The sequence below is a fragment of the Variovorax sp. P4_D9 genome, assembly GCF_056401695.1.
In genome coordinates this window covers 1-11,304 of the sequence record NZ_JBFUIU010000263.1, presented here as the reverse complement: position 1 = coordinate 11,304, position 11,304 = coordinate 1, and the positions used below count along the sequence as shown (strand labels likewise).

The 11,304-nt window shown below is 63.9% G+C and carries 11 protein-coding genes; 8 read left to right on the top strand and 3 right to left on the bottom strand.

Features of this window, described 5'->3' with window-relative positions:
• Nucleotides 1-466: 466 nt before the first annotated feature.
• Both AC1DY5_RS25750 and AC1DY5_RS25745 read right to left on the bottom strand, forming a co-directional pair.
• Nucleotides 467-1,078, bottom strand: coding sequence for an IS630 family transposase (locus AC1DY5_RS25750; protein ID WP_478115969.1), 612 nt, complete (start codon nucleotides 1,076-1,078; stop codon nucleotides 467-469).
• 60 nt (nucleotides 1,079-1,138) lie between these two features.
• Nucleotides 1,139-1,438, bottom strand: a complete 300-nt coding sequence (locus AC1DY5_RS25745; RefSeq protein ID WP_478115968.1) for a helix-turn-helix domain-containing protein — start codon at nucleotides 1,436-1,438, stop codon at nucleotides 1,139-1,141.
• Nucleotides 1,439-1,632: 194 nt separating this feature from the next.
• Here AC1DY5_RS25745 and AC1DY5_RS25740 point away from each other — a divergent pair, with 194 nt between their 5' ends.
• Nucleotides 1,633-2,526, top strand: a complete 894-nt coding sequence (locus AC1DY5_RS25740; protein ID WP_478115966.1) for an ImmA/IrrE family metallo-endopeptidase — start codon at nucleotides 1,633-1,635, stop codon at nucleotides 2,524-2,526.
• 118 nt (nucleotides 2,527-2,644) lie between these two features.
• Here the strand turns inward: AC1DY5_RS25740 and gcvA are convergent, their stop codons facing one another.
• The gene (gcvA, locus tag AC1DY5_RS25735) at nucleotides 2,645-3,757 is read right to left on the bottom strand and encodes a transcriptional regulator GcvA (protein ID WP_478115964.1); all 1,113 of its coding nucleotides are present in this window, start codon (nucleotides 3,755-3,757) and stop codon (nucleotides 2,645-2,647) included.
• A 95-nt stretch (nucleotides 3,758-3,852) separates the two neighbouring features.
• Between gcvA and AC1DY5_RS25730 the strand changes: the two genes are divergently transcribed.
• The 7 genes from AC1DY5_RS25730 to AC1DY5_RS25700 are packed head-to-tail and all read left to right on the top strand — an operon-like array spanning nucleotide 3,853 to nucleotide 11,018.
• Nucleotides 3,853-4,743: an FAD binding domain-containing protein gene (locus AC1DY5_RS25730; protein WP_478115963.1), complete on the top strand. Its 891-nt coding sequence runs from the start codon at nucleotides 3,853-3,855 to the stop codon at nucleotides 4,741-4,743.
• Between the two features lie 17 nt (nucleotides 4,744-4,760).
• A complete protein-coding gene (locus tag AC1DY5_RS25725; protein WP_478115961.1) occupies nucleotides 4,761-5,285 on the top strand; it encodes a (2Fe-2S)-binding protein in 525 nt (174 codons plus the stop codon).
• Entirely contained in the window at nucleotides 5,278-7,695 is a 2,418-nt protein-coding gene (locus AC1DY5_RS25720; RefSeq protein ID WP_478115959.1) for a xanthine dehydrogenase family protein molybdopterin-binding subunit, read from the top strand. Before AC1DY5_RS25725 ends, AC1DY5_RS25720 begins: the two co-directional genes overlap by 8 nt.
• Nucleotides 7,692-8,531: an alpha/beta fold hydrolase gene (locus AC1DY5_RS25715; RefSeq protein WP_478115957.1), complete on the top strand. Its 840-nt coding sequence runs from the start codon at nucleotides 7,692-7,694 to the stop codon at nucleotides 8,529-8,531. The genes AC1DY5_RS25720 and AC1DY5_RS25715 overlap by 4 nt, the downstream gene beginning before the upstream one ends.
• A gap of 15 nt (nucleotides 8,532-8,546) precedes the next feature.
• Nucleotides 8,547-9,281, top strand: coding sequence for an enoyl-CoA hydratase/isomerase family protein (locus AC1DY5_RS25710; protein ID WP_478115955.1), 735 nt, complete (start codon nucleotides 8,547-8,549; stop codon nucleotides 9,279-9,281).
• A 7-nt stretch (nucleotides 9,282-9,288) separates the two neighbouring features.
• A complete protein-coding gene (locus AC1DY5_RS25705; protein WP_478115954.1) occupies nucleotides 9,289-9,984 on the top strand; it encodes an SRPBCC family protein in 696 nt (231 codons plus the stop codon).
• A gap of 47 nt (nucleotides 9,985-10,031) precedes the next feature.
• Nucleotides 10,032-11,018 (top strand): Bug family tripartite tricarboxylate transporter substrate binding protein, encoded by a 987-nt coding sequence (locus tag AC1DY5_RS25700; protein WP_478115952.1) that lies wholly within the window; start codon nucleotides 10,032-10,034, stop codon nucleotides 11,016-11,018.
• Nucleotides 11,019-11,304 lie beyond the last annotated feature (286 nt).

The following is an 11,304-nucleotide window of genomic DNA, read 5'->3' as shown; positions in this document are numbered from 1 at the left end:
GTGCAGCGCCTGGGCTGCTTCGGTCAGGTTGAAGCCGCATCGCACGGCCTCGCGCACGGAGCGCAGTTGTTGGAAATTCATCGGAGCCAAGTCGGAAGGTCGTGCCAATCAGCACGAGGCTGCCGATTCTGCGGGCGCGTCCGTCAACGGCGAACGACCGATTCGTTGCTTTCAAATAAGGGAAATATCTGTAGCCGCGCGGCGGGGGGTCTAGGGCACGACGTGTGAACTTTTGAGGAAAAGCCGTCAGGAGCGAAGAAAAACTGTCAGCAACCCAACAGCGGGTGAAGGCACGACTCACCACGGAGTGCCGGCCGCTGTCGCGCTTCGCTTGAGGCCAACCTGGCCCCGAGAGAGTCCGTCGCCGGAGATGTTGCAGCGCGGAGGCGACGGCTTCACCACCCCCGCTGTGCACAGTTGCCTCCTGAGGCATGGCTTTCTATGCTGTTGAAGCAGCACTAGTACATCAACCCGAAAGTATCGGAACATATCGGTGGCTGAGCTTTCGATCTGCATCCTGCCGAGTGAAGCTCCATTTGATGGTTCGCTGTCGATGATTGCGCTCGCGCTGCCAAGCGTTGACTTCGGATTGAAGAGCCTGTCGACTGGGAATTCGCCGATCCAGGTACTGACGACTGAGGATTCCGATCTCGATCTCTGCCATGTTCAGCCAACTCGCGTGCTTGGGCGTGTAGTGGAGCTCCACTCTGCGCAGCAGTTTGGACGCGGCGCGTTGACCCAGTACATCTTCGAAGCACTTTCTGAAGGGCGTGTTCAAGTTGTCGAGTACCAGATGCACACGCTTGGCTTTCGCGTATACCCCGGTGAGCAACTCGCTGACGAAGCCAACGAAGTCGGGCTTGGCGCGGTGCTYGGTGACCGTGACGAGCCGGCGACCGGCCTTGGGCTCGATCGCCACGAACAGATTGGTGGTGCCGTTGCGCTTGTATTCGTARTCCAGTYTGGCAGGGCTGCGCGGCTTCATCGGMAGCGGCTCGCGGCTGTGGKCGAGCARCTGCAKGCTCTTCTCGTCGATSCAGATGACSGSCTCGGTTGGCCGAAGCGRTCGAGCRTACAGCTCAAAGCAAGCCGTACATGCGTTGACGGTACTCCTSGGTYAGCRCTCCCACGCACCACATCACYTTGCGCCAGGGTTTGAGATCGYTTTTTTTAGAATRCGGCGTACCGTCTCTCGACCCAGGGYGCCCAAACCGGGCTCTCGGCGTGCAGCGCGCTCGAGTTCGACCAGAGTCCAGCGCTGTYGTCCTTCGGGCGGTGACGAGCACGCCAGCGCTGCGACGCGCGCCTGCGCGTCGGTGTCGTACCGGCTCGGCCGACCGGGACGAGMAACGTCGAACAGCGCCAACTCCAACCCGCCTTGCAGATATGCAGCGCGCGCRCGCCACAACGCGGTGCGCCCGATGCCAAGCACCGCCATGAYCTGCGCCTCTGGCACGCCTCGGTCCGCTGGCGCTCCCAAACGTTCCGCCGGAAGCGTGGCGCCCGCATCAATGCACACGGCGCTAGCCCAATCCCCGAGATATGTATTGGCGCCGGCCTGTTTCCGTATCAATACCGTGATGTCCGTGGGGCTGAACCCGAAGATCCATACTCGGCGGGCCGCTCCGAGAGGTGACGGTCGCGACCGACCGGTCATGGCCGACAGTACGCGTCCGAATTGGGCGTTCCCTGCTTGATCAGCTGCTGGACGATTCGAGGCTGTACCGGAAGGGAAGCGACTACCACGCGTTGCTTGACTTTGTGATCCTCCTGCCCAACTTCGCGCCCTTCAACGCCATGTTGCTGCAGCTTCAGAAGCCCGGCCGGAGCTATGCAGCATCGGCGCCGGATTGGCGTGACCGATTCGGCCGATATATCAAGGAGGGGGCACGGCCCTTGCCCATACTTTGGCCCTTCGGGTCGGTGGCCTTGGTCTATGACGTCCTGGATACCGACGGCGCCGCCTTGCCAGCTGGGGTCGCAGCCTTTACGGCGGAAGGTGGCATCACGTCGGCGATCTTGGAAGCCTGCTCCAAGAAGTTGTCTGGCAAAGGCATCGAATGGAGTTGCGTGGATGCCGGCGACAACCTTGCAGGGTCGATCCGGCTCTTGGCGCGCTCGGTCAAGCCCGACGTTCCGTCGCACTACCGCATGAGGGTGAACCGCAATCACAACGTCAATGTGCAGTTCGCCACGTTGACCCACGAGCTCGGCCACCTGTTCTTGGGGCATCTTGGCGCCGACAAGTACCTCAACATTCCGGATCGCCCAAGGCTCGAGCACAGACAGCGGGAACTGGAAGCCGAATCCGTCGCCTACATCGTCTGCGGCCGCAACGGCGTCGAGAACAACTCGAAAACCTACCTCGCCGCCTATGTGAAGGAAGACACGACTGCAGAGACCGTCGACTTGTACCAGGTCATGCGAGCAGCCGGTCAAGTCGAAACCTTGCTTGGGCTGGCGGCGCGCACCAAGTTCGAGCGGCCAATCAAACCGGGCGGTGATGGCCCCGGTTCTGCGGCCTGAGAGCAGCGCGAGGGCAGCAACCGGCCATGAGCCGCCATTTGACGGTGCTCCCGAAAGCGGCCCCTTGCGGCATTCGCGACAACCCTTCCAACTCATCGGCGAGCGCTTCCCGAGTTGGCTACGGCTTTCGTCTTCGCGCCTTTGTCCTGGCAGGTGGGCTGGCCTGCCTCAATGTCTCCTGCGCCCAGAGGCCAATGGCACGTTCGGTGCTCCGTCCTTCCTCCACAAGCCACGCGCGGAATTCAGCGATTACTGCGTTGTGAGACGAGGCCGGTGAAGTATTGGCGTAGTAGTGCCGATGCATCGCGCCATGCAAGCCGAAGGGCGCGCACAGCTTTCCTGCCACGATGTCGTCTGCGACAAGGAAAAGCGGCACCAGCACCACGCCAAGTCCCTCCGATGCAGCCTGCAAGGCGAAGTACATCTGTTCGAAGTGAAGCGTGCCGACTCCTGCGATCTTCTGTATTCCCGCCGCATCGAACCAGGTCGACCACGGGTAGGGCTCGGTCGTGTAGCGAATCAGCGTATGTCGTGACAGGTCCGCAGGGCTGTGCAAACCTCCCGTCTCCACAAAGTCCGCATGACAGACCGGGACGATGGTCTCTGTCATGAAGGGCACGGAGTCGCAACCTGTCATCGGCTCCAGCGCCCCCCGTATGGCGATGTCGTACTTGTTCTCCTGGAAGTGCACGGGTGCAATCGATGTGGTCAGCCGCACTTCCACGCCAGGCCGCTTGCGTTGATAGGTCGATAGCCGCGGGATCAGCCAGCGCATCGTGAAAGTCGGCGGGGCACTCACGTTGATGGCCGACGTGTTTTGCGTGGCCTGCGCCGTTGCGACAGACAAGCGATCAAGAAGCGATGTGAGTTCCTGCGCATAGGCGCGGCCGCTGTCCGTCAGTCCTATCTGCGAGGCACTGCGCTGGAAGAGTGCGACGCCCAGCCAATCCTCCAGCAGCGTGACCTGCCTGCTGACCGCGCCGTGCGTGACATGCAGCTCCTCCGCAGCCTTGGTGAAGCTGACATGACGGGCGGCGGCCTCGAAGGCTTTCAAGGCGTTGAGCGGGGGGAGCTTTCTCATGATGGCACTCGCAAATGTCGCGGCGTCCGGGACGTGCGCCAGGCTGTGAGATTTTCTCACGCTGGGCCAGTTTTGATCGATTGCCCGGAAGTCGGCGGGAAAACAGAATTCTCCTACCGAAACGAGACAAACGAAGAGAGCAGAAAGCACGCAGCGGCACAGGAATGTGAGATTTCCTCGGGCCGCCACCGACCGCGCTGACTTGCTCCTCTCCACCTAAAGCAGCAACCAACCCGCGTGAGAACATGAAAGCAGCACCCTTCGACTACGTCCGCGCGGAATCTCTGGAGCACGCGTTGGACTGCCTGAACCAGCACGGCATGGATGCCAAGGCGATCGCCGGTGGACAGAGCCTTGTTCCCATGATGGCGATGCGCCTCGCGAGGCCCACTGTCCTTCTGGACATCTACCGGCTCGCCGATCTGCGACAGGTCAGCATCGAGGCGGACAGGGTCCGGATGGGCGCCACCACCCGGCAGCGGACGGTAGAGCACGGGACTGAACTTCATGCGGCGCTGCCGCTGGTTCGCGATGCCCTGCGTTGGGTGGGACATATCCAGACGCGCAACCGCGGGACGGTTGGCGGCAGCCTGGTTCACGCGGACCCCTCAGCCGAACTACCGCTGGCGGCAACGGTGCTCGATGCGACGCTGCGGCTGCAAAGCCAGGCCGATGGCGAGCGCCAAGTCTCCGCGCAGGATTTCTTTCTCGGCCCCATGTTCACCGCGACAGGTGAAACCGAATGCCTCGTCGAGATCGAATGGCCGGTGTGGCAAGGCACCGTCACCACAGCCTTCGATGAAACCGCAATGCGCAGTGGCGACTTCGCCATGGCCTCTGCCGCCTGCCAGATTGAGCTGGATGCAGACGGCGTCTGCCGCCGCGTGGCCTTCGGCGTCGGCGGGGTGGATGGCACGCCAAGGGCATTTCCGGAGCTGGCCCAGCAGTTGGTCGGCTATCGCATCGATTCGGGCATGGCCAAAGAAATGGCCCAAGCCGCCCTGCAGCAGACCGAGCCGGGATCGGACCTGCATGCGAACGCCGACTACCGGCGCCATCTGGGCGTCGTGATGCTCACGCGCGTCCTGCTCAAGGCCGCCCAGGCGCAGAGCCCCGCATCCACCCTTCAACACTGAGACAAGAAAGCACTGCCATGTCTTCCTCCCTAGTCACGGTCGAAATCAAAGTCAACGGCGTCATACAGCCACGCGCCATCGAAGCGCGCACCACACTGGTCGACTTCGTGCGCGACCATTTGGGCCTCACCGGAACCCATGTGGGTTGCGAACACGGCATCTGCGGCGCGTGCTCCGTCTTGCTGGACGGCGAGCCGGTGCGCTCCTGCTGCATGTTTGCCGTCCAGGCCGATGGCATGTCGGTAACCACCGTCGAGGGCCTGGCGCCGCAGCGCGGATGCCTGTCGAAGATCCAGGACGCCTTCTGCGAAACGCATGCGCTGCAGTGCGGTTACTGCACGCCGGGAATGCTGGTCGCCTGCCATGCACTGGTGGAGCGCACGCCGCAACCCAACGAAGCCCAGATCCGTGACGCGATCGGCGGCAACCTCTGCCGGTGCACGGGCTACCAGCAGATCGTCGACGCGGTGAAGTTGGCCACCTCGCCGGGGTATGAGGTCAAGGACGCCCAGGGCAAGCGCGAGGCGGTGTCCCATGGCTGATCCGAAGCACCCTGCCTACCAGGCTTTCAAGTACATCGGCCGTCATCGTCGGGCGGTGGAACACCGTCGCTTTGTCACGGGCAAGGGGCACTATGCGGCCGACGTGGTGCCGGCGGGACTACTGCATGTGGCGATCGTTGCCAGCCCCTATGCGAGCGCCCGCATCCTGTCCATCGACACGTCTGCCGCCCTGGCGATGCCGGGGGTGCATGAGGCACTGACCGGCGAGGAACTCAATGACGTCATCGATCCCATGCTGCCCGGGGTCGACGCGCCGAAGGTGGCACGCTATCCGCTGGCGCGCGGCGTGGTGCGCTATGCCGGCGAGTGGGTGGTGGCCGTCGTGGCCGAGTCCCGCGCCCTCGCCGAGGATGCCGCCGAACTGGTGAACGTCGAGTACGAGCCCACGCCCCATGTGGTGGATCCCGAGAGGGCGATGGAACCCGATGCCCCAAGRGTGCACCCGGCGCATGGCGGCAACATCATCTGGAACCGCAAGTTCACTTGGGGTGAGGTCGACGAGCACTTCGCCGCGGCGGAGCACCAGTTGAGCTACCGGGCCCGATGGGCGCGCAGCTCCACCGTGCCGATCGAGACCTTCGTTGCCACCTGCAGCTGGAACGATGCGACGCAGATCCTGGATGTCTGGGCCTCGATCCAGATGCCCAAGTATCCCGACCTGCTGGCCAAGTGCCTGCGCCTGCCCGGCAATGGCGTGCGCGTGCACTTCGACGTGGACGTGGGCGGCAGCTACGGCCTGAAGCGCGGCCTCAAGCACACCATCCTGGTGGGCTACCTCGCTCGCAAGCTGGGCCGGCCAGTGCGCTTTCTTGAGGACCGGCTGGAGAACATGCGCGGCGGCGACATGCAGGGGCCGGATCGAATCTTCGAGGTCAGCCTGGCCTTCAATGGCGATGGCGCCATCCAGTCGATGCGCATGCGCGCCATCGATGACATCGGCGCGTACTCCGGACGTTCCCCCTTGCAGCTTGGCAAGCCCGTGGGCGCCATCGTGGGGCCGTACAAGATCGCCAGCGTCGAGTACGACGCCTACTCGGTGATGACCAACAAGACGCCGCAGGAAGCGGTGCGCGGCTTCGGCCAGGCACCGACCAACTACGCCATCGAAACGGGCATCGACAGGGTCGCCCGCTACCTCGGCATGGACCGGGTGGAGCTTCGCCGCAAGAACCTGATTCACAAGGATTCGTTCCCCTATCTGATCCCGAGCGGTACCTACTACGACTCGGGCGACTTCGAGGCCGTGATGGACAAGGCGCTCGCAGCGGCGGGATACGACGAACTGGTCCAGCAACGGGACGCGCTGCGCGCCAAGGGCTTGCTGGCGGGCATCGGCGTGTCCACCTGCCTGGAGCCATCCGGCGGCAACTCTGCCTTCGAGCCCCTCTTCAATCCGAAGAACGAGACGACGACCTGGATGGACTCCTGCCTCATCCGCATCGACCTCAACGGTGCGGTGACAGCCTTGATGGGCACCTCAACCTCAGGGCAGGCGCACGAGACGCTGGTGTCGACCGTGGTTGGCGAAGTGCTGCAGCGAGAGCCGGACAGCATCCGCGTGCTGCATGCGGATTCGCTCAACGCTCTGCCATCGAACAGCCCGGTGGGCAGCCGTATGGCCATCATGCTCGGAGGCGCCGCGGCCGGCGCCGCAAAGATCCTCAAGCACAAGCTGCTCACGATCGCTGCGCACAACCTGGAGGTGCCCGAGGAAGACCTGGCCTATGAAGACGGCAACGTCGTCGTGCAGGCCGACCCCGCCCGCCGGATGAGCTGGGACGAGCTGGTGGCGATCGCCCACCGCAAATACCACTGCATGCCTCCGGGCATGGAGCCGGGGCTCCAGGAGAAGTTCTGCTGGGAAGTGCCCACGGGCGGGAAGATGCCGACGGAGGATGGGCGCGTGCAGATGTACCCGTGCCACTCCTTCGAGTCCCACGTCGTCCTCGCCAGCATTGATCCGCAGACCGGCAAGACCCACCTGCACCGCTACGCCGTCGGCCACGACTGCGGCGTGATGATCAGCCCGGACGTGGTTCACGGCATGACCTACGGCGGTGTCGCCCATGGCCTGGGCGCTGCACTGCTTGAGAAGTTTGCCTTCTCCGAGGAAGGGCAACTGCTCTCGGGCACCTTCATGGACTATCTCCTGCCCAGTGCGGAAGAGGTGCCCTCGATCACCATCGTCGACCACTGCACGCCATCGCCGCTGACCGTGTTCGGCCAGAAGGGCTCGGGAGAAGCCGGCTATCTCGGCGGCCCGGCCGCGATCGCCAGTGCCATCAACGATGCGCTGGCCCCCGTCGGCGCAAACATCAACGAACTGCCCATGACGCCGCAAGCCGTCTGGCGCGCGCTGCGCGCGGCCGGGGTGAAGGAATCCGAATGACGAACGCAGACATCCAGCAGCGCCGTGTGCGCGGCCACCACGGAGAACTGTCCGTGCGATTGCAAGGCGATCCGAAAGACCCGGCAATCGTCATGACCCACTCCATCCTGTCGTCCGGCCTCATGTGGGACGAGCAGGCGGCACTCCTCGCCGCGCAAGGGTGGTATGTGCTCCGCATCGATACCACGGGGCACGGGGATTCGCCGGCGCCGACGTCCCAAGCGGTCACCATGGACGGCCTGGCCGCGGACACCGTCGCGGTGCTGGATGCGCTGGGCATCGCGAGGGCGCACTACTTGGGGCTGTCTCTCGGAGGAATGAGCGGCTTCGGGCTGGGCATCCAGCATGGTGCGCGGCTCCTGAGCCTCGTGCTGTGCGCCGCGCGAGCCGATGCACCGCCTGCAGTGGCTGCGCCCTGGGACGAGCGCATTGCGCTTGCCGAAGAGCACGGGACCTGCGCACCGCTTGCCGTACCGACGATCGAACGCTGGTTCGGGAAGGAGTTCGTGGCAGCGAATCCCGAGACCTCCGGGCGTCTTCAGGCCATCGCGGCCGCCACCTCGGTCAAGGGATTCGTCGGATGTGCCCGCGCTATCCAGGGACTGGACTATCTCGCGGAGGTGGCACGCATTGCAACGCCCACGACGCTGATCGTCGGCTCGAACGATGGCGTGCTGCCCGAGGCAATGCACAGCCTGCAGCAGCGCATCCCCGGCGCAGCGCTCGAGACGATTCCCCACGCGGGGCACCTGCCCAACGTCGATCAACCCACTGCGTTCAACGCGGCGCTGCTGCGCCACTTCAAGCAGGTCCGCAATCAACCCCTCACCAACTGACCCACGGAGACTCTCATGCACCCCCATCTCATCGTCGAACAACAGGGCCGCCTGTTGTCCGTGACCCTCAACCGCACTGACGACAACGGCGTTTCGGACAGCATGGCATCGGCACTGTCGCAACTGCTCGCCACGGCCCACCAGACCTCCGACGCAGTCCTGTTGCGCAGCGCCGGCCCGGACTTCTGCACCGGGCGGATTCGCGATGCCGGGCCCACGCCCGCAGCCTCCGAGGCGTACACCCGCCGCGACGAATACGACGGCATCTTCGGCAGCTACCAGGCCATGCGTGGTGCGAAGGTGCCGATCATCGGCGTGATCAAGGGGCGTTGCATGGGCTTCGGCACGGCGATCGCGTCCCTGTGTGACRTCAGCTTTGCCAGTGACACCGCCACGTTCAACATTCCGGAGATCGGCCACAACGTGATGCCGACGATGGTGATGTCGGCGGTGTACGACCGCATGAACCGCAATGCCATTCTCTGGATGGCGTACTCCACCGATTTCGTCGATGCGCAGCGAGCCCTGGCCTATGGACTGGTCAGCCAGGTGGTACCCGAGGCAAAGCTGGAGGCCGAAGTGGAGCGCTTTGTCGGCTTGCTGTTGTCCCGCCCGCGTCCGGCAATTCTGGGCCTCAAGGAATATCTGCGCGTGGCCCCTCGCATGGACGAGCAGGCTGCCATCGACTATGCGCGCAGCCTGCATTCCATGGTGAACACGGCGGCTGGGATGAAGAAGAACGCGCATTGAGGCCATCATGGAAATCACCGGCACACAAACCATCGCGGCCCCGCGCCAACGCGTCTGGGATGCACTGAACGATCCCGACATCCTGAAGATGAGCCTGCCCGGCTGCGAGTCTGTCGAGCGGACATCCGCAGAGGAATTCAAGGTGATCGTCGCCGCGGCCATCGGCCCGCTGCGTGCGCGCTTCAAAGGGCTGCTCAAGATGTCGGATGTCGATGCGCCCGGGTCCTGCACCATGCTGTTCGAGGGGCAGGGAGGTGCGATCGGCTTCGGCAAGGGCAACTCCTCAGTCAAGCTGACCGAATCCAACGGCCAGACGGAGCTCACCTACACCGCCGAGGCGCAGGTGGGAGGCAAGCTCGCCCAGGTGGGTTCGCGGCTCATCGACAGCGTCGCGCGCAAGATGGCCGACGATTTCTTCAAGGCCTTCAAGGCGCAATTGGGCGACGTGCCCGCTGCGGCAAAAAGCGCACTCGTGGCGGTGCCCATTGCGAAGGAGTCCGCAGGTCAAGCAGGCAACCCTGCACCGAAGGCGCCAAGCGTCGACAACGCAGGCGCTGTGGTGGCCCCTGCAGTGCCAGCGGTCCCCATCGTCCAGCCGACGGCAAGCGTCCCTGCGGGGGTGCTGGTGCCCGGTTGGTGGCTTGCCATTGCGGCAGCCATCGGCTCCTTCGCAACGCTGGCAGGCGTCCTGTTCGCACGCTGAGCGGCACACCTTCCACTACCCACTGACAGATCGAGATGGAGATAGACATGAAGAATGCTGGAATCAGTCGGCGCAGCGTCGTCCTTGCCGCTGCGGGCGTCAGCTTCGCCGGGGCAACAGGCGCTCAGCTTTCCAATGGATCGCAGGTCGTGAAGATCCTCGTCGGATTTCCTGCCGGACAGGCCACCGACATCGTGGCTCGGTTGCTCGCCAACAAGCTGCCCGCCGTGACCGGTGCCAACTACATCGTCGACAACAAGCCGGGCCAAGGTGGAAGTCTGGCCATGGGCGCGCTTGCAAAATCCCCGGCCGATGGCAGCGTCATGATGCTCACGCACATGTCCGCCGTGGCAACCAATCCGCACATGTACAAGTCGGTGCCCTACGACTCGATGAAGGACTTCGAGCCGGTGGGACTGCTGGGCGACCTTCCTTTTGTGCTGGTATGCAATCCATCGATGCCCTTCGGCAACGTGGAGCAGTTGGTGCGCTACGCCAAGGAGAATCCGGGCAAGTTGACGAACGCGTCCTCAGGCAACGGCACGGTCTCTCACCTGGCCATGGAAGACTTCAAGCGCCGTGCGGGCATCGACATCCTGCACGTGCCCTACAAGGGCAGTGGCCCCGGCCTGACGGACGTGGTTGCGGGCCAGGTGTCTCTCGCATTGGAGACGGCCGCGGCAGTGCAGCCCTTTGTCCAATCCGGTCGCCTCAAGGCGCTGGCCGTGGGCACGACCACGCGGCTGAGCACGATGTCGAACGTGCCAACCATTGCGGAGCAAGGCTTCAAGGATTTCAGCGCAGTCACCTGGCTGATGCTTCTCTATCCTGCCGGCACGAACAGCAAGTTGGTGGCGACCACGTTCGCGGCGATGAACAAGGCTATGCAGACGCCCGACGTCGATGCACGAATGCGGCAGATTGGCACCATTCCAAGGTTCAGCAAGAGCCCGGCGGAAGCGGCGGCCTTCGTTCGGAGCGAATACGCCCACTGGGGCGAGGCGGTCAGACGCAGCGGAGTTCAGCTCGACTAGGTGGTCGCGTAATGCCGTACCCGAGGTGGCGCCAATGCCTCGCAGGTGCGCCCCGTCTTGTTCGGTTGCGGAAGATGTGGCCTGCCGGGCAAACTCGAACGTCAGCTTTGATCATCTGGAAATGTCCGCAACGGGCCCCTTTCGGTCGTTCGACTGGACTCCCAAGTGAATCCGCTAATCCGCTCTCCTTGATTGGTCGATCACTTGGTCGGCTCCTGTTGAGCTGGACCGCCGGCGCTACTTGTGCTTCGTCAACAGCCAGTTGACGGACCTGCCCCTGAAGGTT